The 25368-nt window shown below is 48.4% G+C and carries 20 protein-coding genes and 1 pseudogene; 19 read left to right on the plus strand and 2 right to left on the minus strand.

The window, feature by feature from the left end; all coding sequences use genetic code 11:
• Window positions 1–200: 200 nt before the first annotated feature.
• Window positions 201–1088: a TetR/AcrR family transcriptional regulator gene (locus AC50X8_RS14735; RefSeq protein ID WP_056029094.1), complete on the plus strand. Its 888-nt coding sequence runs from the start codon at window positions 201–203 to the stop codon at window positions 1086–1088.
• Window positions 1089–1190: 102 nt separating this feature from the next.
• On the opposite strand, the gene pdxR is transcribed toward AC50X8_RS14735, so the two are convergent.
• The gene (pdxR, locus tag AC50X8_RS14740; protein WP_494880224.1) at window positions 1191–2624 is read right to left on the minus strand and encodes a MocR-like pyridoxine biosynthesis transcription factor PdxR; all 1434 of its coding nucleotides are present in this window, start codon (window positions 2622–2624) and stop codon (window positions 1191–1193) included.
• 165 nt (window positions 2625–2789) lie between these two features.
• Here pdxR and AC50X8_RS14745 point away from each other — a divergent pair, with 165 nt between their 5' ends.
• Complete coding sequence (locus AC50X8_RS14745; protein WP_494880225.1) at window positions 2790–3845, plus strand: LLM class oxidoreductase; 1056 nt, start codon at window positions 2790–2792, stop codon at window positions 3843–3845.
• Between the two features lie 6 nt (window positions 3846–3851).
• Window positions 3852–4409, plus strand: coding sequence for a methylated-DNA--[protein]-cysteine S-methyltransferase (locus tag AC50X8_RS14750; protein ID WP_494880468.1), 558 nt, complete (start codon window positions 3852–3854; stop codon window positions 4407–4409).
• Window positions 4410–4541: 132 nt separating this feature from the next.
• On the opposite strand, the gene AC50X8_RS14755 is transcribed toward AC50X8_RS14750, so the two are convergent.
• Window positions 4542–5639, minus strand: coding sequence for a glycoside hydrolase family 88/105 protein (locus AC50X8_RS14755; RefSeq protein ID WP_494880226.1), 1098 nt, complete (start codon window positions 5637–5639; stop codon window positions 4542–4544).
• Window positions 5640–5789: 150 nt separating this feature from the next.
• Here AC50X8_RS14755 and AC50X8_RS14760 point away from each other — a divergent pair, with 150 nt between their 5' ends.
• The 16 genes and pseudogenes from AC50X8_RS14760 to AC50X8_RS14835 all read left to right on the plus strand — a co-directional run bounded on the left by AC50X8_RS14760 (window position 5790) and on the right by AC50X8_RS14835 (window position 25325).
• On the plus strand, window positions 5790–6626 hold the full coding sequence (locus AC50X8_RS14760; RefSeq protein ID WP_494858509.1) for a helix-turn-helix domain-containing protein: 837 nt from the start codon (window positions 5790–5792) through the stop codon (window positions 6624–6626).
• Between the two features lie 221 nt (window positions 6627–6847).
• Window positions 6848–8671 carry a sensor histidine kinase gene (locus AC50X8_RS14765; protein ID WP_494880227.1) on the plus strand — a complete coding sequence of 608 codons (1824 nt, stop codon included), beginning with the start codon at window positions 6848–6850 and terminating at the stop codon, window positions 8669–8671.
• Between the two features lie 20 nt (window positions 8672–8691).
• Window positions 8692–9465: a response regulator transcription factor gene (locus AC50X8_RS14770; protein ID WP_056029078.1), complete on the plus strand. Its 774-nt coding sequence runs from the start codon at window positions 8692–8694 to the stop codon at window positions 9463–9465.
• A 281-nt stretch (window positions 9466–9746) separates the two neighbouring features.
• Window positions 9747–10886: pseudogene (locus AC50X8_RS14775) on the plus strand (ABC transporter substrate-binding protein).
• 68 nt (window positions 10887–10954) lie between these two features.
• A complete protein-coding gene (locus AC50X8_RS14780) occupies window positions 10955–11653 on the plus strand; it encodes a hypothetical protein (protein WP_494880228.1) in 699 nt (232 codons plus the stop codon).
• Between the two features lie 17 nt (window positions 11654–11670).
• Window positions 11671–12585, plus strand: coding sequence for a carbohydrate ABC transporter permease (locus AC50X8_RS14785; protein ID WP_494858520.1), 915 nt, complete (start codon window positions 11671–11673; stop codon window positions 12583–12585).
• The gene (locus AC50X8_RS14790) at window positions 12569–13423 is read left to right on the plus strand and encodes a carbohydrate ABC transporter permease (RefSeq protein WP_056029071.1); all 855 of its coding nucleotides are present in this window, start codon (window positions 12569–12571) and stop codon (window positions 13421–13423) included. Before AC50X8_RS14785 ends, AC50X8_RS14790 begins: the two co-directional genes overlap by 17 nt.
• A 25-nt stretch (window positions 13424–13448) precedes the next feature.
• The gene (locus tag AC50X8_RS14795; RefSeq protein ID WP_494880229.1) at window positions 13449–14789 is read left to right on the plus strand and encodes an FAD-dependent oxidoreductase; all 1341 of its coding nucleotides are present in this window, start codon (window positions 13449–13451) and stop codon (window positions 14787–14789) included.
• Between the two features lie 143 nt (window positions 14790–14932).
• Entirely contained in the window at window positions 14933–15496 is a 564-nt protein-coding gene (locus AC50X8_RS14800; protein ID WP_494880230.1) for an NAD(P)H-dependent oxidoreductase, read from the plus strand.
• A gap of 187 nt (window positions 15497–15683) precedes the next feature.
• A complete protein-coding gene (locus AC50X8_RS14805; RefSeq protein ID WP_494880231.1) occupies window positions 15684–17771 on the plus strand; it encodes a serine hydrolase domain-containing protein in 2088 nt (695 codons plus the stop codon).
• Window positions 17772–17925: 154 nt separating this feature from the next.
• Window positions 17926–18603 carry a response regulator transcription factor gene (locus AC50X8_RS14810; protein WP_494880470.1) on the plus strand — a complete coding sequence of 226 codons (678 nt, stop codon included), beginning with the start codon at window positions 17926–17928 and terminating at the stop codon, window positions 18601–18603.
• 12 nt (window positions 18604–18615) lie between these two features.
• The gene (locus AC50X8_RS14815) at window positions 18616–19638 is read left to right on the plus strand and encodes a sensor histidine kinase (protein WP_494880232.1); all 1023 of its coding nucleotides are present in this window, start codon (window positions 18616–18618) and stop codon (window positions 19636–19638) included.
• A gap of 157 nt (window positions 19639–19795) precedes the next feature.
• Window positions 19796–20581, plus strand: coding sequence for an ABC transporter ATP-binding protein (locus tag AC50X8_RS14820; protein ID WP_494880233.1), 786 nt, complete (start codon window positions 19796–19798; stop codon window positions 20579–20581).
• The gene (locus AC50X8_RS14825; protein WP_056029061.1) at window positions 20568–22481 is read left to right on the plus strand and encodes an FtsX-like permease family protein; all 1914 of its coding nucleotides are present in this window, start codon (window positions 20568–20570) and stop codon (window positions 22479–22481) included. Before AC50X8_RS14820 ends, AC50X8_RS14825 begins: the two co-directional genes overlap by 14 nt.
• 101 nt (window positions 22482–22582) lie before the next feature.
• Window positions 22583–24538, plus strand: coding sequence for an ABC transporter substrate-binding protein (locus tag AC50X8_RS14830; RefSeq protein WP_494880234.1), 1956 nt, complete (start codon window positions 22583–22585; stop codon window positions 24536–24538).
• A complete protein-coding gene (locus AC50X8_RS14835) occupies window positions 24525–25325 on the plus strand; it encodes an IucA/IucC family C-terminal-domain containing protein (protein ID WP_494880235.1) in 801 nt (266 codons plus the stop codon). The genes AC50X8_RS14830 and AC50X8_RS14835 overlap by 14 nt, the downstream gene beginning before the upstream one ends.
• Window positions 25326–25368: the final 43 nt, after the last annotated feature.

Genomic DNA, 25368 nt, shown 5'->3' on the forward strand with positions numbered 1-25368 from the left:
AGAGCGACCTCCTTATGATGGCTAAAGGGCTATGACCCGTGACTACCCCATCTTACTGGAGGCGCTCGTTTTTATGCAAAACGCAAAATTAACGCTCTACAGGAATCCTAATTATGGAGAACTGTACTCACAATAGCAACCATGTCGGAGAAGCCGAAGCGTGATACAATAAGGGCAAAAACATTTGGTGGGGACAAGATATGAGTAGTCGCAAACAATTGCTATTAGAATCCGCTCTTACCCTATTTATTGAGCATGGCGTTGCTAATACAACGATCCAGATGATTTTAGACAAATCAGTCGTATCGAAAGGGACATTTTACAAATTTTTTAATTCGAAGGATGATTGCTTGCAAGCCATTTTAGAGCAGCGGATGCAAGAGGATATCGCTATTCGAAAAAACTTGGAAAACGATCATTATGCTTCTGAATATGATCTGCTAGTGGATCAAATTTCGATACCGATGACATTGCCTGAGAGAGAGCGCGTTTGGGAGCTGTATTGGACGGGTTTCTATTCAGGAGAAATTAATTCATCAAACCTAGCGAATATGCAGTTGAAGTGGTTATCTGAACGATTGACTCAGTTATATGGAGAAGAGATCCGGCCTTATGCAAGCGAAGGTTCTATTTTTTTCTACGGTATGCTGCATCAAATCGCCAATGCGTGGAGAAGCTTTCATGGGCAAAAGCCTGTATGGAACGAGCTTGTACCGAAGGTGCTCTCCTATGTTGAGGTATTACTGCACACGATGCATGAAAGAAAAGAACATATTCTTGATCCTCAAACGTTGGCCCTCTTTCATCCCAGTGAATTTGCGCGTACGGGTCATGTAGATAAAGAGGCATTGCTAGAGGAGCTTCACGATTTCAATAAAATGATTCAAAAATCAAACGAATCAACGAAATTAAAAGAAATCTCAAAAGGCCTTCTGGCTTTATTTCAAGCCCAGGACGAGTTGAATGTCTCGCTTATTGAAATTGTCGTAAAGGCCCTTCAGAAGGAATTCGAATCCAGCAAGCATCGTACGGAGGCTAGTCAAATAGCACGATCCTGCTGGTGGTTTTTAGAACAAATAAAAGTGTGACTACTTTAAAGGTATAATAGCTATTATAGGTTAATAACACCACATTCCAATGCGCCATAGCCGATAAATTTTTCGGTTATGGCGTTTCATTTTCGGTTGCATTCATACGTCGCGGCGTTTCCCAAACCAAGCGCGGTATAGCATGCGAACCCCCTCTGTTATATCCTCCTTGCTCAAACCACCGAAACCGATCTGCACCATGGTTTTCTCAGCCTCATCCCGCTGTGCCCAGAAGGGAGATACAGGGTAGACCCTGACGCCTTCCTCCTCTGCAGTGGCAATCAACTGATGTTCATCCATACCATTATGTACACGCAATAAAATATGAAGTCCGGCATCCTGGCCGATTATGGATACTTGAGCGCCCATCAGCTGCTGAAGCATTGAAATCAACGTGAATTGCTTCTCTCGGTAGACATTGCGCATCCGGCGAATGTGGGCTTCCCAATGCCCATTTTTCATAAACAGCTCCAACGTTTTTTGGTGAAAATGTGATACCGTTTGGTCGTATAATCGGTAGTCTTGCTCATCGTGCAGCTCAATTAGTTTCTGAGGCAGAACCATATAGGCAATGCGCAGGGAAGGGAGCAGGCATTTTGAAAATGTCCCTAGATAAACCGTGCGATCATGAGTATCGAGGCTCTGCAGGGACGGTATGGGTTTGCCGATATATCTGAATTCGCTATCGTAATCGTCCTCGATAATGATCCCATTCTGTTCTGCTGCCCATTTCAGTAATTGCATTCTCTTGGGGAGCGGCATAACCATCCCGTAGGGGAACTGGTGGGACGGGGTGATGTACACGATGCGAGATTGGCTTTCAAAAAGCTTCTGTATATTCAGCCCATCCGTTTCCAGCGGGATTGGGTGGATGTGAAAACCATGATGTGAAAAAATCGTCCGTACCCCGTCATATCCCGGCTCTTCCATCGCCATGCCATTGCCGTTGTTCGCCCCACCTATTAAGCGGGATAGCACGCCCAGTAGATACTGAACACCAGCTCCAATCATAATTTGTTCAGGCGTACAATTTACTCCCCTGGAGCCATGCAAATATTTGGCGATTTCTTCTCGAAGTCCAGGTTCTCCGAGCGGATCGCCATATGAACACAAGTCCAGTTGATCCTGATGCAAGCTTAGATTGGCTAGCTTTCGCCAAGTGGCAAACGGAAAATGCGCAGCATCAACATCGCCATAGCGAAAATTATATCGAATCGCCGAGCTAACCTGTGTACTATTTTTCAACCCTTTCTTATTCATTTGATGCGACAAAGGCAGCGACTCCAGCTCCAGATCAATAACATATAAGCCGCTCCTTGGCCTGCTTTGAACATAACCTTCGGCTAACAGCTGTTGATAGGCCAAATCCACCGTATTGCGGCTAATATGGAGGTGGGCAGCCAGCGACCGAATAGAAGGCAGCCGTGTCTCAGCGGCCAGCTTTCCGCTCAAAATTTCTTGCTTAATATATTGATAAAGCTGGGAGTATAACGCCTCTCCAGAATCTCTGTTCAACAATATCGTCAAATCGATCATTCATATCCTCCTTGTAACCTTAATTGACCCTATAATCTAGTTTAGTTTTGTCACTACTTATGGGGTCAATTGCTTAATACAATTATATCACTTTTAGTCAGTCGAATTTGGATGAATGCCAGATGCCAGATGACAGGAACACTATCGCTTGAGGAGGAGAATGAATTGAACAAACAAATAGGTTCCAATGAAAAAATAGATACAGGTCACCAGTCAACGTTGGCAATGGAGACCTTTCATGATCACCCGGGTTTCGGCCGGATGTTTGCCCCAGACAAACTGACAATCGGCATATTTTTACCACTTAAATTTTATACAGGTCAGATGGATGTTTTACAGGGCCAAGCTGATCTAGTTGAGAAGATTGATCAAAATAATTTTGCAGCCGTCTGGGTGCGGGATGTTCCGCTATTTGATCCCGGTTTCCGGGATGCTGGGCAAGTATTCGATCCATTCGTTTATCTGGCCTATCTTGCTGCAAGGACAAAAAACGTATCCTTGGTAACAGGAAGCGCGATCTTCACGCTTCGCCATCCCATTGATTTGGCCAAGGCCGCCGCATCCATAGATGTACTTTCTGGCGGACGGCTTGTGCTAGGGATTGCTTCCGGAGACCGCCCTGCTGAGTTTCCAGCTTATGGGCTAGATGCGGATAATCGTGATGTGCGTTTTCGGGAGACGGTGGCATTTTTTCGTGAGCTGATTCATCAGGGAAGTTCTGAAATTCAATCTTCGCTTGGTAGAATGGGAGGGCTTGAATTGCTGCCTAAGCCTGCAACTGGCGGTATTCCACTTATCGTGACGGGTTCAAGCAGGCAGTCTTTAGATTGGATTGCAGAGCACAGTGACGGCTGGCTCACTTATCCCGAAGCTACGGCAAATGAGACAGGTCCCCGAATGCTCGGACGTAAGATCAATGCTTGGCGGGAAAAAATCCCTGGCGGGATGTTCAAGCCGCATATGACCAACGAATGGATTGATCTTGTTGAAGATGTTAATTATCCTCGAATGCCGCTTCGTGGCGGATACATATTGCGTACAGGGCGAGCAGGGCTGATCCAGCTTTTGGAGGAATGGCAGACAGTTGGCGTCAATCATGCTGCGCTTGGCATCCAATTTTCGAGCCGGCCGCCTGCCGAAGTCATTCAGGAGTTGGCAGAGGAAGTATTGCCGCTTTTCCCTACGCATGCTGGGCCGAAGCCGCTGTTTACTGGGTGGTAGAGGATGATGGGGGCTCAAACGGAAATTTACTGGACAACATTTACCCATTCCCTGTTCAATGGTTTGCCGCTGCAGGTAGCGGCGAGCGAGCGAGGGTTATGTCTAATCGCGTTGCCAGATGACACACATATGAACCTGAAGTTATGGATAGGAAAGAAGTTTCCTAATGCGAAGCTGATTGAACATCAGAGCAGGCTTTCTCCATATCTGGAGCAGCTGCAGTCCTATTGTGAGGGGGAAAGCACGTCATTCGAGATCCCTCTTGATTTACAGGGGACTGATTTTCAGATTTCTGTTTGGACAGCGCTGATGAAAATTCCATATGGGCAAAGCCGCAGTTATTTTGATATTGCGAAGATGATAAATAATCCCCAGGCCACACGCGCAGTGGGAAGCGCCAACGGGGCCAATCCGATTCCTATTGTCATTCCATGTCACCGTGTTATCGGGAAGAACGGCACATTGACGGGGTACAGTGGAGGCTTGCAGGCGAAAGAAAAGCTGCTTCGTTTAGAAGGTTATTTTGATTACACGGTTTCGGGCCATGCTCGTTTTGACTTTTGAACGGATCTTCATAGTCCATTTCCTGAAAATCGATATCCAATGCCTCGCACGGTATGAATATGCCGCGGAAGTATAAAGGATTTTCATCCAGCAAAAAGCTGAAGCCCATAAAGAGGCTCCAGCTTTTTTGTATTATTTACCTATCTTTTCCGCCAAGCTCATTTCCACGCACATGAGAATAAAAGCGCCTGCGCCATGCAGATCATTTTCGCTGGTAGGACGGGCGATATAGTGGGCGTAATCACCTATTCCTGTGCCGATACAGATTTGGCCTATGATGACGTTGCCATTCTCATCAAGCTTCAGCGTATCAATAACGCCCTGATAGCCCTTCCAAGCATATTGCAAATACTTGGCATCCAGATAACCGAATCTTACCGCTTTGGCAATGGCATGAACGAACAGGGCGGTACAGGAATTTTCCAGCCAATTATCCGGCTGCTCTGGCTTGTCGACAACCTGATACCATAAACCGGTCGCAGCATCTTGGAAGTTAGTCAGTGAAAGGAGCAGGTCCTGTAGAATACGGACTAGCGCTGCTTTATCCTTATGATCCTCAGGCAGGTATTCGAACATTTCCAGCAAGGCGACAGGGTACCAGCCGATCGCTCTACCCCAGAACTCTGGAGCAAGCCCCGTATCCGGATCAGCCCAAGCGGCTTCCTTCGTTTCATCCCACCCGTGGTACAATAAGCCGGTTTTCGGGTCCTTGGTGTGTTTTGCCATCATAAGCGCTTGGAAGGTCATCAAGTCAAAATATTCGCTTTCGCCGAACGTCTTGCCGAACTGGACGGCAATAGGGCCCGCCATGTATAAGCCATCCAGCCACATTTGATTCGGGTAATGCTCCTTATGCCAGAACCCGCCCGAAGGGTTCGTTTTCCATGACTTTAACAGGGGAACAAGAGTATGCAGCGCTTTTTTATACCGTTCGTCGCCCGTTTGCTCATACAATCTAAATAGAAGAACACCAGGCTGTATATCATCCAGTTCATCCGGATTGTATTTCTTGATGCTTCCGTCCTCGAGAATTTGGCTGTCTACCCAGCGTTTAATATAATCATTGTATTTGTCCTTCTTCGTTTCCTGCCAGCATTTCTCCATACCCGACAGAAATACGCCCTGATGATAGTGAAACCGGTCTGGCGGAAGCAATTCCGGCTCAAATTTATCCATTAACGCCTCGCAGGCCTTCTCGGCCCATTGGATGGGGGAAAGGGTGTCTTGCATGAGTGCATTCCTCCTTCGTGTATTAAGCTTAGTTTAGCAGAGGATTATGTACATTTTTTGCGAAAATACCTTTATTCTTCTTATATCTTGCAGAAAATAAGCTGAGGCGTATAATAAAATGACATAACAGATGAGGGGCGGAGCCTAAAGATGGGAGATTTTCAATATGAAAATAAGGACGGGACTTTATTGGTTTCCCACCGGAAGGCGCTAAGCCACAATATGCCTGCCAGCCATTTTCACAGCACGTATGAAATTTTTTATTTAATGTCGGGAAAACGGGAGTTTTTTATTAAGGACAGGACCATGGTGATCAATGAGGGGGATGTTATTATCATCTCTCCAAATATTTTGCACCGGACGACCAATACGGAAACGCCTCAGCATGAGCGGCTTATTATTAATATTCATGAGAGCAACATGGCCTCGGCTAATGGCTCCTATATAGATACACTGCAGCCGCTGTTTGAGCAGGAGTACATCATCATTAAATGCTCCTTGCAGGACAGGCTCTCCATCGAGGCGCTATCCAAGCGTATCATCGAGGAGATTCAGGATAAAAAAGCTGGCTTCGAGATGTATGCGCAGACTTTGGTTCTACAGCTGCTTCTTATTTGCTGCCGGCATATTAGACAAAACAGCATCGAGCCTCTAGAGTCGCCAAGTCCAATGCATGAAAGAATTTCGGAGGTTGTCCGCTATATCAACAGTCATTATATGCAAGAGCTGTCGCTGCATCCGCTAGCAGAGAGATTTTATGTCAGCCCCTATTATTTAAGTCGTTTTTTTAAAGAGGCAACAGGCTTTACGTTCGTGGAGTATTTGAACAGCGTCAGGATCAAGGAGGCGAAAAAGCTTTTGGAGCAATCGTCGATGAAGGTCAATCTGATTGCGAGGAAGGTAGGCTTCGGAAGCGTGACGCATTTCGGCAGAGTGTTCAAGTCAACGACTGGACATAAACCATTATTTTATAGAAAGGGGAAGTGAGGGATAGCCTTTTTTTGTTAGGTCGTAGATCAAGAATTCACCGCAAAAGCAAGCAACTATACTATGACTAAACCATGTCCAACAGGCGTGGTTTTTTTGTTGCTAAATATTCCATACCTTTTCCGAATGGTACGGGATAGGATTCATTCCTCTCCCATTATAATATAAACTTCAAATAAGAAATGGAGGACCTATCCATTCACGACAGGGGGAAGACAAGCTTGATTATCTTGACATTCTTGCATCAGTGGTTCAAGGGTCATCTGAGTGAAAGCAATTTGCGCACTAAGCTGCTGCTCCTATTCAGCGTGCTTATTTTGCTGCCTTTAAGCCTGCAGGGTATGGTGACGTATCGTCATTTCTCAGCAACGGTTAATCACAAGACGGAACAATTTACCATCGACATTGTTCAACAGATCAACACCAATCTTGATCGGATGCTGAAAGACCTGGAACGATTATCGCTTATGCCGTTGTATGATCAGATGGTGTTGTCCATTCTGGCGAAATACAACGGGCCGATGGGCTCGGGGACTTGGGCGCTATCCGACGATTATTTGAAAATGAAGCTGTATACATCTGGGCAAGCATACAACCGACCTGAAATTCGCGGCATTCATCTAATCAGCAACAGCGGCATTTTATTTTCGAACGTAGATGCGATGTCGGCCGATGCGGTATGGGATAGCAGGCGGGATTCATGGTTTTCAGAGCTGAATCAATCCGATGGGGAATGGAGAATCATCCCGCCTCATGAACCGTCCTATTACAGCAGCCCAAACTCGGAGTCCTACATATCAGTCGCAAGAGTTATTAGAGAGCCTAAAACGCTAGTGAGATTAGGCTACATTATTATTGACGTCAAGGTGGAGGCGTTCGGCCATATTTTATCGAACCTGAATTTTGAGCGGGAGGCAAGCCTTTTGATCGTCGATGACCGGCAGCGATTCATATTCGAGCGAGTGGAAGAGGGCGGCGTTTCCGCCTATGGCGAGCTGTTAAAGGATGGTCAGCTGCAGGAAATGAGGAACAGGCAAAAGAAAAAGCTTGGCAGCCGCGATTATTTATTCGTGCAGCATCATTCCTCCTATACAGGCTTGTCCGTAATCAGCTTGACGCCGATCGCCGTTATCCAGAAGGAGTCGCGTGAAATGATGACTTTTACGCTATGGTTTGCTGCGGTTTGCGTCGGAATGGTTACAGGGCTGGCCGTGCTGCTTTCCTATCGTATTACAAGGCCGCTTATTGAGCTGAAGAAGGCGATGGCCCGAGCTGAGCAGGGGAATTTCAATAAGCGGGTAACGATGCTAAGCAATGATGAGTTCGGTCAGCTTGGGCGCGGCTTCAACAAAATGATGGAGGAAATCAATCGTCTCTTTCATGAGGTATTTGTACTGGGCATGCGGGAGAAGGAAGCGGAGCTGTCTGCGCTTCAAAGCCAAATCAACCCGCATTTTATTTATAATACGCTGGAGTCGATTAATATGATGGCCATTCAGCGCAAGCATGCCGAGGTGTCTGATATGGTGACCGCCCTTGGCAAGCTGCTTCGATACACCATCGATAAGGTGGACAGACGGATTCAGCTTTGGGAGGAAATCCATTTTGTAGATTCCTATGTGCGGATTCAACAGGTCCGGTATGGTGGCAAGCTGCAGGTACTGTACGAAATTGAAGATGAGGTGAAGGACTGCCTTATACCGAAGCTTATTTTGCAGCCGTTGGTTGAGAACGCAGTCTATCATGGCATAGATGATCGAGAAGAGGGAGGCACGATCTGGATTTCTGCCCTGCGTTTCGAGGATGAACTGCTTATTACGGTGCGTGACAATGGCAAAGGAATGAGTGAGACGGAAATGGAGAAGCTGAACGAGGCGATAGGCAAGCACCAGACCAATCAGTCGCTGCAGCTCAGCGGTCAGGATGAATTGGGGCTAAGCAATATATTCCAACGCATCGTGCTTATGTATGACAAGGGCGGCAGCCTGGCGGTGGATGGCAGTCCGGGACAGGGCTTCGCGGTTACGATTACGATTCCACTTTAAGAGGGCAGGGGCTGGGCAGGATGTATAAGGTTTTACTCGTAGAGGATGAAACGGTTATACGCCAGGGCTTGCGGGAACTGATCCATCAGTCGGTACATTCGTTTGAGGTAACAGGAGAGGCTGCAAGCGGCAGCGAGGCAATTGCTTATTTAAAGGGTGACATGCCCGATGTCATGATCACCGACATCAGGATGAGAGAGATGGACGGACTGGTGATGATGGGAAAGGTGAAGCAAATGTATCCGGAGCTGATCGTTATTATTTTAAGCGGCTACGGGGAGTTTGTATATGCGCAAAGGGCGATAGAATATGGCGTGTTCAAATATTTGCTGAAGCCGATTGAGCGGCACGAGCTTGTAGCTGCAATGCGAAAGGCCCAGCTGCTTCTGGATCGCAAGTATGGCGTTTCTACTTCGCTGCCCGCAGCCGCAGATCTGGAACAGACGGGAAGTGGCGGAGATACTCGCAAAATTATCCGCGACATCAGGGAGTATGTAAAACGGCATATTGACGGGGATTTACGCTTGCAAACCGTCGCCTCCCAAGTGAGCCTGAATGCGACGTATTTGAGCCAGCTGTTTAAGAACGAGACGGGGGTCAATTATTCGGAATATGTATTGGAGGCGCGCATGGAAAGGGCGAAGTGGCTGCTGGTGCATACGCAGCTGAAAATCTATGATGTGGCACGGCTGTCCGGACACCAAAGCCCGAAGCATTTCATGCTTGTATTCAAGCAGCAGACAGGTCAGACAGCAGGCGAGTATCGCGATCAATTTACCGATTCCAGCTTTTAGATGAGCCGCGATAAGAAAATAGAGGAATAAAACGCACCATTTCTGCAATTTGCATGGTTTAAGGAAGGCAACAGCCACCGCTATACTTAAGTAGGGAATACAAACTAATGGCTGCTAAGGGGGATTTTATGAAAAAAGCGAGTCGGGCTCTTCTATCCATTTTACCGATTGTAATAGCTGTCGGCTGCAACAGTACGAACTCTGGCAACGTTGTAAACAAGGGTACGGAGCAGAAGGAGGACATCGAATTAACGTTTTTAATGTGGGGCAATCAGGGGCATATGGATGTGTACAACAAGCTCATTGCTGGCTTCAAACAGGAGAACCCGGGTATTCAGGTGGTGATGGAATCCGTGCCGTTCGCCGAGTATCAGCAGAAAATTTCAGTGCTGGCAGCCGGAAGGACGCTGCCGGACATCGCATGGGTATCCGAGCGGATGATCCCCCAGTTTAAGGAAAATGGCATATTGGCGGATGTATCCGAATTTAAAAATGACGCGGACTTTAAGCTGGGCGATTACATTCCTAGCACCCTTGACCTATTCCGCGACGGCGAGCAGCTGCTGGGCTTGCCTTTCTCGACGCCGCCTGTCGTTATGTTCTATAACAAGACGCTGTTTGATCAAGCAAAATGGACAGACCCGAACATACTTGCCTCAGAAGGCAAATGGACATGGGAACAATTCGAGCAATCCGCTAAGGCGATCTCAAACAGCGATGCGAAAAGCCGCATCTATGGCGCAAACTTTTTCCGCGACTGGAAAACATGGGCGATTTTATCCTCCTATTCCTGGTCCAATGGCAGCGGACCGTTCAACGCAGATTTAACTGCTTTCACCTGGAATGACCAGTACGGCTTGGAAACGTTCGATATGCTGAGCCGCATGATGTTCACCGACCAGTCTCATCCGAAGGCTGGCGAGTAGGTCAGCTTTGATGCGGGCAACGTCGGGATGTTCTTCGACAACTACAGCTATGTATCGAAAGCAAGAGAGATTACGAGCTTCGAGTGGAGCATAGCGCCGATGCCGTCCGGCTCGCAGGGCAGTGTGCCGATGCTTGGACAGGCGGGCTACACGCTGTTCAAGGACAGTAAGCATCCTGAGGAAGCGAAGAAGCTTCTGAAATATTTCGCTAGCCAGGCCGGTATAGAGGCGACAGCGACTTATTTTGTCCCGCCGCGCACCTCAGTGCTTCATTCGGATGCGTTCCTGAATCAGCCGAACAACCCGCCAGCAGAGCATATTACTCAGGCGGTTATCGACGAAATGCCGAAGGCCCGCATGCTTCCGGGGCATATTCGCTGGCAGGACATCGACAACGCCGTTCTTCAGGGCTTCGACCGCCTGTTCGGCAGATCGGGCAGCACGCAGGAAAACTTGGCAAAAATGCAAACGGAAGTTGACGCTATTTTGAAATAAGCAGCCGTATAAGGGGGACAGTCCGTCTGACGGGCCGCCTAGCTCTACAAAAAAATTTAAGGGAGTGGATGGATTTGGGAAAATTAAAGGAGCAGTTCAACAAGCATAAGCTATCTTTATTCATCAGCCTGCCCGCCAATGATGTGGCGCTGGCTCAAGCTGCGCTCGATGAGGGCGCTGACGCACTGAAGGTGCATGTCAATGTGGGCCATCGTGCTAGCGGCACGCACTTTGGTTCACTTGACGAATACGAGGCGGTATTCCACAGCATACGGGAAAAGTTTGACGGACCATTCGGTGTTGTGCCAGCTGGGAGCCTTGAAGGCGTGACCAGACCAGACATGGAAAGACTGGCTCCGCTGGGCTTTGATTTCTATTCAATATATGCCCATCATCTTCCTTCGCTCCTGTTGGAGGAGCTAGGCCTTGACCGAACGTTTGCAATCAATGAACATTATGATCTCACACTTGTGCAGAGCGCAGGGCAGTTCGGCTTTACCGCTCTGGAAGCTTCAATTGTGCCGGGAAGCGAATATGGGACGCCGCTCAGCTTTGCAGATGTGATGAAATATCGCTATTTAGTAGAGCATTCGGGGCTTCCGGTTGTTATTCCATCACAGCGGCGGCTTGTACCTGGCGATGTAGCCGTGCTGCGCAATGCTGGTATTAGTGCGATTATGCTGGGTGCAATCGTAGTCGGGAAGACGGAGGATCAGCTGCGGAGAACGGTCAGCGAGTTCCGCAATGCAATGGATAGATTGAGCTAGAAGGCGGTGTTATCTTCATGAAGGAAATGGGCAAAAAACGAAGAAGAGGGCCGCTTGTCCGGGAGGCGCAAATTGCAGGCTGGCTGTTTGTTTCGCCAATGGTACTCGGTTTTACTTTGCTGCTGCTGTTTCCGATGACGCAGGCCTTCTATATGAGCTTGATGGACTGGCCGCTGCTTGGTGAACACCACTTTATCGGGCTTCATAATTATCGGAATATTGCGATAGATCATTTATTTTGGAAAGTGTTCGGCAATACCCTGTATTTTACAGTGGGCCTTGTTCCGTTTAATATTGTGCTGGCCCTGCTGCTGGCGCTGCTTTTATCCAAAAGCTTCAAGGGGATTGGGCTGTTCCGAACAGCGATATTTGTACCCGTCATGACTTCTCTTATCGTATGGTCGATTGTCTGGAAATATATGTTCGCAACGGATTCGGGGCTTATCAATCAGGTTTTGCTGCTGCTGGATATTAGAGGGCCGGCGTGGCTGTACGATGAGAAGCTGGCCATGCCATCGGTTATTGTAACCAGTGTTTTGAAAAATGTAGGCTTGAACATGGTGCTCTTTATTGCTGCCATTCAGCAGGTGCCACGCTCCTTGTATGAAGCCGCGATGCTGGATGGCGCAGGCAAGGGCAAAAGCTTTTTTAATGTAACGCTGCCAATGATAACGCCTACTGTATTTCTGACCGTCGTTATGACCATTATCGGTTCTCTGAAGGTATTTGGCCAAATTTATGTCATGACGCAAGGCGGGCCTAGCAGCAGTACGAAGGTGCTGGTGTATTATATTTGGGAAAAAGCATTCAAATTGTTTCAGATGGGATATGCATCAGCACTGGCGTTCGTTCTGTTCTTCGTGGTGCTTGTGTTGACTCTGCTGCAATGGCAGCTCAGAAAAAGGTGGGTGTTCAATGAAAGCGACACCTAATGCAGGCATTAGCAAGCCACTGACGCTGTTTGGCGTTTATAGCCTTTTAAGCTTCATCTCGCTTATTATGCTCGTACCATTTTTGTGGATGCTGTCTACCTCCTTCAAGGAGCCGCAGGACATCTTCACCTATCCGCCGAAGCTGATCCCGCCTGCGTTCCGGCTGCAAAACTATGTCGATGTCTTCCAGCTGATTCCGTTCCACCGCTTTTATTTCAACAGTGTATATATTGCGTTTGTAGTTGTGCTAGGCACCGTTTTTTTTGCCTCATTGGCCGGCTATGCGTTTGCAAAAATACCGTTCAAGGGCCGAAATATCCTGTTTCTGATTTTGCTCAGCGCGATGATGATTCCTCATGAGGTAACGGCGATTCCGATGTTTCTGTTCATGCGTGAGCTTAATTGGATTGATACGCATTTGCCGCTTATCCTGCTGCCGATCTTTGGGGCGGGTGGAGTGTTCGGAATTTTTGTGATGCGGCAGTTTTTCATTACGGTGCCGACGGAGCTGGAAGAGGCAGCGATGATAGACGGCTGTAGCCGATTTCGGATTTATGCACAAATTATGCTGCCGATTGCCAAGCCTGGACTGGCGACGTTGACGATTTTCACATTCGTAACGGTTTGGAACGAGTTTTTTGACCCGCTTATTTTCATTAATTCGCGTCATTTGATGACCCTTCCGCTTGGCCTGTCGCTATTTACAGATGAGGTCGGCACATCCTGGCATTATTTGATGAGTGCAACCGTAATGGCAACGGTGCCGCTGTTAATCGTATTTTTTCTGGCCCAGCGGCGTTTTATTGAAGGGGTGGCCATGACGGGCTTGAAGGAATAAGTGCAGCTTCGAAAGGGAGGATGAAATGAATAACAAAATAGAGGCAGATGTTGTCGTTGTTGGCGGAGGGCCTGCAGGAATAGCGGCGTCCATTGCTGCAGGCCGGCAAGGTGTGAGAACCGTGCTGATCGAACGTTATGGCTTTGTTGGCGGCATGTCTACGGCAGCAATGGTCTATCCATGGATGACATTCCATACGAGCAGCGGCGAGCAGGTCATTAAAGGCATCGCCCAGGAAATTGTAGATCGGCTGCAGGCTCGCGGAGGCTCGCCTGGCCATCTCAGGGATACGGTCGGTTTCGTTCATACGCTGACGCCTTATCATCCGGAAATTTATCAGGTCGTTGCGGTAGATATGCTGCGCGAGGCTGGCGTCAAATTGCTGCTTCATAGTATGGTGGACGAGGTTGGGGTGAGGGAAGGCGTTATTGAGGCTGTACATGTAACCAATAAGTCTGGCAGAACGGAAGTGTGTGCCAAAGTATTTGTGGATGCAAGCGGTGATGCGGACGTCGCTTACCTTTCCGGGGCAGAAACGCTTCATGGGCGTGCTCTGGATCAACAGGCACAGCCGATGACGATGAAGTTCAGGATGCGCGGTGTTAACTTGGATAAAGTAAAGCAATATATGATGGACCACCCGGAGGACTTTTATCAAAAAACCCCTTTTTCAGAGCTGCCGGGTCTACCGCTGACTGGTGTGAGCGGATTCTATTCGCACTGGAAGAAGGCGAATGTGCCCATTAACCGTGATCAAATTCTGTTTTTTACGGGGCCAGCCGAGGATGAGGTGCTGATTAACTGTACACGGGTGCAGGGGCTGGATGCGACTAGTGCCGAGGATCTGACACTTGCTGAACAGGAGGGGCGACGGCAGGTGTTGATGATGGCGGAGTTTCTGCAGCGCGATGTACCCGGTTTTGAGCGGGCTTCCATCTCAGCGGTTGCTCCGCAAATTGGCATACGGGAATCGCGGCGAATTGTCGGCCATTATTCACTGACGAAGGAAGATGTGTTAGAGGGACGGAAGCACAGCGATGTTATAGCACGCAGTGGCTACCCCATCGATATCCATAACCCATCCGGAAAAGGGGTAACAGCTGCTTTCATCTCAGGTGATGGCGCGTATGACATTCCGTTTCGCTGCCTGCTCTCGCATAATGTGCCCAACTTGCTCGCGGCGGGGAGATGCATCTCGACTTCACACGAGGCACTCGCGACAACTCGCCTGACCCCTAGCTGTATGGCAACCGGACAGGCAGCCGGAACAGCGGCAGCTTTAGCGGTACTGACTGAGGTTGAGCCAGCTCAAGTACCTATTGCCAAATTGCAGGATGAGCTGCGGAAAGCACATGCGGCAATATAAGCGGCTCCTAGCCAACTGCCTATGTGTGATGACTGATTGACACTAACCTTGAGGTAAGTAGCTGTACTTAAAGTGCGTACTTACATAATTGCAGCGTGCGCTTTATACTCAAGAGGCCAATCACACTTTAGGAGGAGCTTTCATTGAAAACACTCGTTATTGTCACACATCCCAGCATAGAAGCATCGGTCATCAATAAGCGATGGATAGAAGAGCTTGCGAAATATCCAGAAAAATATACGATACATGAATTGCATAAGGTTTACCCTGATGGAAACATCGACGTGGAGAAAGAACAGCAGTTGGTTGAAGCGCATGGCAATCTGGTGTTTCAGTTCCCTATTTATTGGTTTAATTGTCCGCCTCTTCTTAAAAAATGGTTGGATGAGGTTTTAGCTTATGGATGGGCCTTCGGTTCTAAAGGTGGGGACAAATTAAAAAATCGCAAAGTGGCGTTAGCGGTATCCGCTGGAGCAACAGAAGAGAATTATCGGGAAGAGGGAAAATATCGCTACACACTTGCACAAGTATTGGCTCCTTTTGAAATTTCCTTCCTGTATTGCAGTGCTGATTATCGCTCCTATTTTGCTTTTTATGGTACAGAAGCGGAGCCGGGTGAAAATGAACCTGATGCAGCGGCGGAAACGTCTGCAAGCAAATTAGAATCAAACGCGCTAGCTTATTTGAATTTTGTTGACAGCCTGTAACCCTGCCGCTGCTCAATCTTCAAAGTAGGCGTACATGACAAAAATGTAACCATTCCTCTCCTGTTTATCATCTAAATCGAACGACGGTGTTGGCTGTAAACCCTAAAATGAAGGTGTTGGAGCGGCAGTAATGATTTGATCGAGCTAGCCAGCTCCAAAATTAGGGTAAGCAAGGAGAGGATTTTAATTGATCCATCATAAGAAACGAACCTGCATCACATCCGGTATTTTGGCGGCACTTCTGACGCTGACTTTTACAGGGGAAGCAAGCGCGTATGCGCAGCGCCAACAATCCCATTCGTCTGCCTCCATTAATCAGAATGCCTCAGTCAGCAGCGCGTCCCCCACCCCTTTGACGAGCGGTCCGCGCGATGCGAAGGAGGTGGAGGCCTTTTTCGATGCTTTTTTTGAGCAGGATGCCATACAGCAAAAAGCCGGGGCCGCTGTAATATCCGTCGTACAAGACGGAAAAGTGCTCGTATCCAAAGGCTACGGTGTAAACGATCTGACGAAGAAGTCACCGGTAAATGCGAATAGTTCCACCTTTCGAATCGCCTCGGTCTCCAAGGTGTTCACGGCGGCTGCCGTTATGCAGCTCGTCGATCAAGGGAAAATATCGCTGCAAGATAATATTGAAAAATATTTGGATGGTTACAAAGTAAACAACCCCTATAGTACACCGGTTACGATCGAAAATTTATTGACGCATACGACGGGCTTTGAAGTGCGTGAGCCTACAGATGCCAGTTATTTGCTGGATCCCGCCCAAAAGCCGATTTCACTTAAGGAAAGCATCTTTGCTGTGTTTCCGCCAGTCATTCGCCAGCCGGGAACCTCCTATATGTACGATAATTTTGCTTCAAGGCTGCAAGGCTACATCGTCCAGCAGGTAAGCGGAGAGCCTTTCGGGAGCTATGTGCAGAAGCATCTGTTCGAGCCGCTAGGCATGACCTCAAGCCATTTTAGCCTTACTAAAAATGCAGCTGAACGGCTCGTCACCTCTTATGATGCGGCGGGAGGCGCTATTCCGGTGTACGGTTTTTCGCCGAACGAATGGCCGGAGGGCAGCATGCTATCGACAGCCGCCGATATGGCGCTGTTTATGAATGTATTCCTGAACGATGGCCGGGCGGCCGACGGCACGATTATTTTGTCGCCTGAATCGGTGAAGGCTATGTCGACGTATCACATCGCCATCGATCCGGATTTTCCGGATATGACCTACGGCTTTGAAGCGCCTGTGAATCCGTCCCATACGAACGGGGAAGCCGTCATCTCCAAGGGAGGCGATATACTTGGCTTCAGCTCGCTTCTCTGGCTGCTGCCAGATCGCAAAACCGGTGTTTTCGTTTCCTATAATTCGAATCAGGATTTGCGAAATGATTTGTTTGCCGCATTTATGGACCACTATTACGCCGATCAACCATCGATATATCGACCTGCTGCAGACTTTAAGCCGTTGCCTGCGAAGGAGCTCGCCAAGTTTGAAGGCTTGTATTCGGATTTGCGCATCAAGCTGCTAACGAAGGTCGAAGCGACGGGCGACGGCACTCTCACCGTAAGCGATATTTCCAGCCGTCAACTATTGAAGCAGGTCGATGATTTGCTGTTTGTGGATGAGCAGGGCAATCCCCTTGCATTCAAGGAGGAAGCGGACGGGAAAATCAGCTATCTGAAATATGCTAACCTTTTCAGCTACGCAGCAAAAATACCCGAGTATCAGGAAGGCTTCCCTGACGTAACAATTGGTCATCCCTATGCCAGCTACATTTTGGGATTGAAATCGCTTGGCCTTATGACAGATGATTTGTCTAAGCCGTTTCAACCGGAGCAGGCGGTCACCCGCGGCGCCTTCATCCAAGCTTTTAATGCGATATGGAGCATTCCTGAATCCACGAACCCGGCCTCATTTAAGGACGTCGAGCATTCCCCGTATCGCAAAGCGATCCAAGCCGCCGTTGAGGCGGGGCTGCTGAATGGGAGCGGGACCGGGACCGGCTTGTTTGAGCCGGACCGGCCTATTCTTCGCGAGGAAGCGGCAGCGATCGTTTATCGCCTGCTGACGATGACGGGGATTAGGACGCAGGATTCCACTGCTCCGCTTGCGCCCGGCACATCGAAATGGGCGATTGACGCCGTTAGCTCCATAGTGAAATGGCAGCTGCATGGGCCGGAGGTAATCGAAGCTGGCGGGGCGATTGATTACGGCTCGCGGCGGGCGTTAAACAAGCAGGAGCTGGCGGCGCTGTTGTTCACGATGCTGCTTCCGGCGTAACACTGCTAAAATAAGGTATGATTGGGGGGCAATGATTTGCCGCCCCTTTTTGTGTGCAAACCTGGAATGGTATGATGTAGAAAGCAGCCCTTTAGTTGGCGAGGTTCATCGAGGCTGCGCAACACTTGGAAGAAGGGATTTGGCTCTAGTGGATTTGAAAATACTGCTGATTGAAGATGATGAGGCCATATTTCGTTCGCTGAAGGAGAGGCTGGAGCAATGGTCGTTTCAAGTCACTAGTCCAGAGCGGTTTGATGATGTGATGAACACTTTTATTAAAGAGCAGCCTCAACTCGTTATTATCGATATTCAGCTTCCCATGTATGATGGCTTTCACTGGTGCCGGGAAATTCGGGCGGTGTCGAAAGTGCCGATTCTCTTTTTATCCTCGCGTGATCATCCTTTGGATATGGTCATGGCGATGAATATGGGGGCTGATGATTATATTCAAAAGCCGTTTCATATGGATGTGCTGATGGCCCAAATTCAGGCGATTTTTCGTAGAACCTATGCTTATGGAGAAGCGGCGGCTGATTTGATCGAATGGAATGGTTCTATTATAGATATGAAGCGCGGCCTCATTCGTAAAAACGGACAGGATGTGCTTCTAACGAAAAATGAATTTTTTATTCTCGTTGTGCTCGTCCAGGCGAAGGATACGATCATATCCCGCCACGATCTCATTCGCAAGCTGTGGGACGATGAACAATTCGTCAACGACAATACGCTGACAGCGAACATAACCCGGCTGCGCCAAAAGCTGACGGTTTTCCAATTGGAAGAAGCTATTGTCACCAAGAAAGGGCTAGGCTACATGGCTGCCACATTATGAGGGGGAAATGCGTTGCTGCTCCGCTATTTATATGATAGAAAAAGCTGGATTGCGTTCTACCTGCTTTCTTTGCTGTTCGTGGATTTGTTAATCTGGCTGGACAACGGCATTGCGATTCAAGCGGTCTCGATGCTGTATATGAACGCCCTGCTCATGCTGGCAATGCTGGCTTTTTTAGGATGGCGCTTTCGAAAAGAAACAGCCTACGCGCGCGCACTGGCAAGCACGGCTGAAGAAATAGAGGAGGACTGGATCGAAACGCTGCCGCTTGCTTATTTTTATAATGAAGAAGCAACAAATCAACTTCTGCGAGCGGCAGGTCACTGGTATTCGGACAAGCTTGCAGATAGCTATGCGGCCCGCACGGTGGAGCAGGTTTATACGGCGGCTTGGGTGCACGAAGTGAAAGCGCCGCTGACCGCTATGAAGTTAACGATAGATGCCGATAGGAGCAACCAGGCGCTGCGAAAAATCGAATCCGAATGGCTGCGCATTCATCTGCTCATTGACCAGCAGTTGTACATTTCACGGCTGCCTGCGCTTGAGGCGGATTATGTGGTGGAACAGGCTGGGATTCAGCAGCTTGCCGCTCTGGAAGTCCGGGAGCTGGCCTCTTGGTGTGTAGAGAAAAATATAGCCGTCATGTTTGAGGGGGAAGAGGCAATCGTCAGGACGGACCGCAAATGGTGCCGTTTTATTATGAGGCAATTACTGACGAATGCGGTCAAATACAGCCCTCAGGGCGGTACGATACTTCTGTCGACGACCGTTGCGCCTGAAGGGCATGTGAGAATCACGATTAAAGATGAGGGACCAGGTATTGCCGCTCATGACCTGCCGCGTATTTTTGATAAAGGGTTTACGGGAGGAAACGGAAGGCTGCAAAATGCGGCAACCGGACTGGGGCTTTATTTAGCACGGACGGTTGCGGACAAAATCGGGCTTGGCCTGACCGTCCAATCTGGGCCGCAGGCAGGAACAACGCTGGAAATGACCTTCCCTGTAAGCAATGCGTTCGAAGCTATTCGGACATGAAGGGCGGAAAAAGGACAGTTATAGCAGATATTAAAATCAAGCCCGTTTCATATGACAATAGTGTCACATAGAACCTCCTGCTTGTCATCTGATGCGAGCGACGAGTGTGGTCTTTTTCTCTAAAATGAATGTTAGATCAGAGCAGGAGGCTATGTAGATGAATCATAACAAATTGCCAAAAACCGTGCTGCATGCGCAGCAGGTCCGTAAATCATTTGGTGTCAGAGGAAATGTTCAGCAGGTGCTTAAGGGGATCGATCTACGTGTCTTAGAAGGGGAGTTTGTCGGCATTATGGGGCCTTCCGGCTCAGGGAAGTCCACGTTGATTAATGTGTTGTCGACCATTGATAAAGTGACGGAAGGCAAAATATTCGTTGAAGATGCGGACATCTCGAATATGAAAAATGCGGAGCTGTCTATTTTTCGGCGCAATAAGCTTGGTTTTATTTTTCAAGATTATAATTTGCTAGACACGTTAAGTGTAAAAGAGAACATTTTGCTGCCCGTATCGCTAGGCAAGTTGAATAAAAAAGCGGCTGAGGCAGCATTTCAGACGATTGCTGCGGAGCTGGGAATTTTGGAAATTGCCCATAAATATCCGTATGAAATTTCCGGCGGCCAGCGGCAGCGGACGTCTGCCGCACGCGCATTGATCCACGAGCCTGCTATTGTATTTGCAGATGAGCCGACAGGTGCGCTGGATTCGAAGGCAGCATCGTCGCTGCTTGGAAAGCTGGAGACGCTTAATCGGTCGCGCAGCCTTACCATTATGATGGTTACGCATGATCCGGTAGCTTCAAGCTATTGCAGCCGGGTCGTGTTTTTGAAGGACGGCATGCTTTATTCTGAAGTGTACCGGGGCAGCAAAACGCGGCAAGCTTTTTTCAAAGACATAATGAATGTGCAGGCTGTGCTCGGAGGTGACCATGTTGACACTGTTTGAACTGGTTATCCGCAGCATGCGTAAAAACATGAAGCATTATTATCTTTATTTTTTTGCGCTTATATCAAGTACAGCCCTATATTTTGTATTCGCTACCTTGCAGCATGATACGTCCATCATGACCGCGATATTCGGAGATATTCAATTCGCATCGTTGTTTAAAGTGTCAGGGCTGCTGCTGCTGGCCATAGTGGTCATATTCATGCTGCAGGCGAACAGTATTTTTCTAGGGCGCCGCAGCCGGGAAATCGGATTGTATCAGCTGATAGGCCTGACGCGCAGAGGGGTGCTGCTGCTGCTCATTGCCGAGAATATGCTCCTTGGAATAGGAGCACTCCTCCTTGGGATTGGAGTTGGTGCAATCGCATCGCGGCTTTTTTTACTTATTCTGCTGAAACTGGTCGGGATCGAAAGTGTTATCTCCGTCTCTTTCTCAAGCTCGGCAGCTATTCAAACGGCTATGGTGTTTGCCATTCTCATCGGGCTTACATGGATACAAATGGTGTTTAAAGTTTACTGTACTACGCTTCTCGAGCTGTTCAAGGCGGGCCGGCAGGGAGAGCATCCCAAACAGCCCAAAGCAGCTTTCTCCGCTATGATGGGACTGCTTAGCATAGTGCTGATCGCGGCGGGCTATATGCTAGCTAGCCAACCGCTTGGGCAAGGGCTGTTTTTGCGAATGCTGATTATTCTTGCCTCGACTATACTCGGAACCTACCTGCTATTTCGTGTCACGATTGGCTGGCTGCTTTACTCGGTTCGAAGGAGCAGGAACGGACAGCTTGGACTGAAAAACAGCTTGTCCCTCGCTCCAGTCATGCATCGAATGAATGCGAATGCGAGCTCGCTCACGCTCATAACGGTTTTGTCAGCGATGACTCTAACCATGGTGGCAATCGCTTATTCGCTGTATTATTCAGCCGAGAGCGAGTCGCGTGGGATGCTGCCTTACGATTTTATTTTTGAAAATAGTAGTCAGGCTGCACGCTCATTTCGTACGGAGCTGGAGCAGGCAAAGCTAACGTTTAAGCATCAATCGGTTGAGGCTGTTCGACTGACAGGCACTTTTAGCAATAGCCGGGAAGGAGAACGCAGCCTCTTGCTGCTCGCAGCAGAACAACTGCAGGGGAGCGGCGCCGATAATGTCCTGCCTAGGCAAGGCGAGGCCGTTTGGTATAAAGGACAGAGGCCAGCGTTAAGCAAGGAGCCGGATACCGTTCTATTTCCACAAACGGTGGATTTTGAAGCCAGCGGAATCCCCCTCACCATTAAGGTTATGAAAGGCATCGATCGTAATGCGATGAACTACAACGTAACGGGCGGTCAACTTGTCGTGCCGGAAGCAACGTTATATGCGATTCGTGAGCAGCTGCCTGCTGCTTCTGAACAGGCGACCATTCGAATAGATACATACCAAATTTCAGACAAGAGCGAGCGGGCAGTCGCATCCGGTTTTTACGCCAAATATGTTAAGGCAGCTGAGAACAGGCCGGACTTTGACACTTACTACAAAGCGTCGCTTCAAAAATTTGGGCTTATTATTTTTATAGCAGGTTTTCTAGGGTTTATATTCCTGATGGCAACAGGCAGTATTTTATACTTTAAACAGATGACAGAGGCTGAGCAGGAGAGGAAGAGCTATACGATTTTGCGCCAGCTTGGATTTGGGGAACGAGAGATTATGGGCGGCATTATCCGTAAACAACTATTTGTATTCGCGATTCCGCTGGCAATCGGGCTGGTCCATTCCATTGTCGCCGTGAAAGCCGCCTCTGCGCTGACGTTGTCAGATATTACATTTCCCGCAGCTGCTGCCATGGCGATGTATACGGTCATTTATTTCGTGTTCGCTGTGCTTGCCGTTGGTTATTATCGCCGAATCGTTAGGCTGTCGCTGTAGCCTTTATGCTGGCACCAGCTTAAAAACTCTTTGATAATGAGAATGATTCTTACTATAATGAAAGAGTTGGAAGCTGTAAATAGACATGGAAGGTGAACATAATGAAGTTGCAGGAACAATTGCCCTTATGGAATCATGCGGCTATACGGGTGCTTGATGTTCGTCGGTCTATGCTGCGATTGGGTGACAGTGTGCAAGGTTTCCGTTTGCCGGCGAGCGCCTTCTTGGTAGCTGTTGCTGGAGAGGCAAGAGTCCTCATTGACGGTACCGAGCATATCGTCGATCGCTGTTATGTGTGCCACGCTGGGAAAGGCGCAACGATCGACATTAACCAAGTCGCTGAGCCATTCGATTATTATATGATTTTTTATAAAGCCGTTCTCGCTGTGCCCAGCCGCAAAGAGCTGTTAAATGTGTATAGGGACAATAATCCCTTCCAAATGCAATATGGCTTTGCTCCTAACTATCCCCTTGGTGTCCTTGCCAAAATAGAGCAAATGCACACCTATTGGCTGCTTGATGCCCAATTGGAGAAATTCCATGTGCGAGCTATTTTTCACCAATTGGTGTACGATCTCCTGCTGCAGCTCCATGCGCATGAGGGAACGCCGATGGCCCAGCCAAACTACGTTAGCCAGACGATTCGGTTTATGGAGGAGCGTTACGCTGAGCCCATCAGCCTTCAGGATATAGCAAGTACCCTTCATTGCAGCGAAAGGCAGCTGCAGCGCTTATTTAAGGCGAAGCTGAGCATTGGGCCGCTCGAATATTTGATTCGAATTCGTATGGACCATGCGCAAGCGATGTTATTGAATACGAATTTATCGCTAAAGGTAATTGCGGAATCGGTAGGTTATGGGGATAGTTATTATTTTAGCCGGGCATTTAAGAAGTTTTGTGGCGTTTCCCCGCTGCATTATAGGCAAAAGAGTCGCATAAGTTCATCCTATGTGTCGGGATATTCCATTGGCTCCCGTCCTAATCTCTCCTATAATAATGAGCGTGATAATCATTATCAACATATTAGCGGGGGAGTTTTAGGAATGAATAGGAGCAAGGGGTCTATTTTAGCGGTCAGTTTGATGTTGAGCTTAATCTTGTTGCTCGGTGCATGTGCAACTGCGCCCGGCAACGGTTCGGGGAACAATACGGGAGGAGCCAGCCCAACTAGCACCGTTTCATCAAATACAAATGCTTCACAAACGGCACAACAAGCTTATCCGGTCGTTATTAAACATGCAAAGGGTGAAATAACGCTGGAGCAGCATCCTACGAAAATTGCGGTGCTTGATACTAAATTTGTGGACCAGCTGGTGACGTTAAGCGAGCAGCCAGCGGGCAGTGTGAAAGCTGCGGCAGATAAAACCGATTTCCCTGAGTATTTATCCGAGAAGCTGACGGATGTTAAATTGCTCGGTACGAGGGATGAGCCGAATTTGGAAGCTATTGCTGCCATGGAACCGGATTTAATCATTTGCACAGAGTTTCAGGAAAAAGTATATGATAGCTTGTCTAAAATTGCGCCTACCATCATGCTCGATTTTGATGAGAATTGGCGCGATACTTTAACGACCTTCGGCAAAATTGTTGGAAAATCGGAAGAAGCGAGTGCTGTTCTGGAAGCTTATAACGAGAAAACAGCTAAGCTGAAGGAAGAGCTTAAGGCGAGGCTTGGAGACCAGACCGTTGCGCTCATTCGTCCACGTGATGAAGGCATACGGATTCATACGCCGAGCCACCGCACAGGGGACATTTTATATAACGATCTAGGTTTGTCTGCTCCACAGCAGGTGCTCGATGAGAAGGATACGGCTTATCAAATTTCGTTTGAAGCTTTTCCAGAAGTAGGGGCAGACCATTATTTCCTCGTACATGACGACATGTTCAAGGAGGTCGTTGAGGAGTTCCAGCAGACGGAAACTTGGAAAAGTGTTGAAGCCGTGAAAAATAATCAAGTATATGAAGTAGATTCGAACATATGGATTGCTTATTATGGGCCGATCGCGATTAATATGATTGTGGATAGAACTGCAGAAATTTTCCTTGGAACGCGATAACATGCCGGTTAATCTTTCACCTGCACAGTGGAAAGAGCTTGAAGCCAGGTTCAAGTTTACGCCTGAAAAAAAGGAACCGCCTGCTGCTCTCTCCATTGCAGCCCAAGATTTGCTAGACCTAGAGAAATGTAAGTCCTATCTGGATCGACTAGCAAGTGAAATAGGCGCGCCAACGAGAAGAGTAGCAGCATCCATGCTTGCGAAGCGCTATGCTTTTCTATACACTGCACCTGTCTTATATGCGATGACGGTATATAACAAGGGCTTGCCGTTAACGTTAAATAACTGCCGACTGGCTTCGCCTGATGAAAGTGAAAGTAAGGTGAGCGGCTCCAAGTTTCCTAATTTGAGCATTGATGGACTGGAGATTACTGAGCCAGAGGCGGGAAAACGGCTGGAATGGCGGGAGCAGCTGCTGCGTCAGCTATTTGCGGAGCATCTTTCACCCTTATTTCGTTCTTTATCCGCAGCTGGCAAAGTTCCGCTGGCGATTTTGTGGGAAAATGCATTTGTCCGTGTGGCTCCGCTATATGAGGATGGTTTGGAGGAAGCAGAGGGCGATCCATCTGTTATACAGCGTCTTCATGACGATTTTAAGTTTATGACAGAAACTGCACCAGCGGCCCTATTTGGAGAACGCCGCAACCCGCTTGCGAAGTTTGCAAAACCGACCAAGGCAGGCAGGGCCGGAGAAATGTTGACCTCTATTCGTCAAACCTGCTGCTTTTATTACGAAATGTCCTCCGAATACTGCAGAGCTTGCCCGAAGCCGCTCAATTGTGGTTGACAAAAGGGCAGGGTGACTAGACGATTGCAAATTCAATCGTTGA

The sequence above is a fragment of the Paenibacillus sp. JT22N15 genome, assembly GCF_059383755.1.

Excerpts from the sequence above, each read along its gene's own strand:
- AC50X8_RS14735 (WP_056029094.1), top strand. The coding sequence starts at position 201 with ATGAGTAGTCGCAAACAATTGCTATTAGAATCCGCTCTTACCCTATTT.
- pdxR (WP_494880224.1), bottom strand. The coding sequence starts at position 2,624 with ATGATCGATTTGACGATATTGTTGAACAGAGATTCTGGAGAGGCGTTA.
- AC50X8_RS14750 (WP_494880468.1), top strand. The coding sequence starts at position 3,852 with ATGGGGGCTCAAACGGAAATTTACTGGACAACATTTACCCATTCCCTG.
- AC50X8_RS14755 (WP_494880226.1), bottom strand. The coding sequence starts at position 5,639 with ATGCAAGACACCCTTTCCCCCATCCAATGGGCCGAGAAGGCCTGCGAG.
- AC50X8_RS14760 (WP_494858509.1), top strand. The coding sequence starts at position 5,790 with ATGGGAGATTTTCAATATGAAAATAAGGACGGGACTTTATTGGTTTCC.
- AC50X8_RS14770 (WP_056029078.1), top strand. The coding sequence starts at position 8,692 with ATGTATAAGGTTTTACTCGTAGAGGATGAAACGGTTATACGCCAGGGC.
- AC50X8_RS14780 (WP_494880228.1), top strand. The coding sequence starts at position 10,955 with ATGGATTTGGGAAAATTAAAGGAGCAGTTCAACAAGCATAAGCTATCT.
- AC50X8_RS14785 (WP_494858520.1), top strand. The coding sequence starts at position 11,671 with ATGAAGGAAATGGGCAAAAAACGAAGAAGAGGGCCGCTTGTCCGGGAG.
- AC50X8_RS14790 (WP_056029071.1), top strand. The coding sequence starts at position 12,569 with ATGAAAGCGACACCTAATGCAGGCATTAGCAAGCCACTGACGCTGTTT.
- AC50X8_RS14795 (WP_494880229.1), top strand. The coding sequence starts at position 13,449 with ATGAATAACAAAATAGAGGCAGATGTTGTCGTTGTTGGCGGAGGGCCT.
- AC50X8_RS14820 (WP_494880233.1), top strand. The coding sequence starts at position 19,796 with ATGAATCATAACAAATTGCCAAAAACCGTGCTGCATGCGCAGCAGGTC.
- AC50X8_RS14830 (WP_494880234.1), top strand. The coding sequence starts at position 22,583 with ATGAAGTTGCAGGAACAATTGCCCTTATGGAATCATGCGGCTATACGG.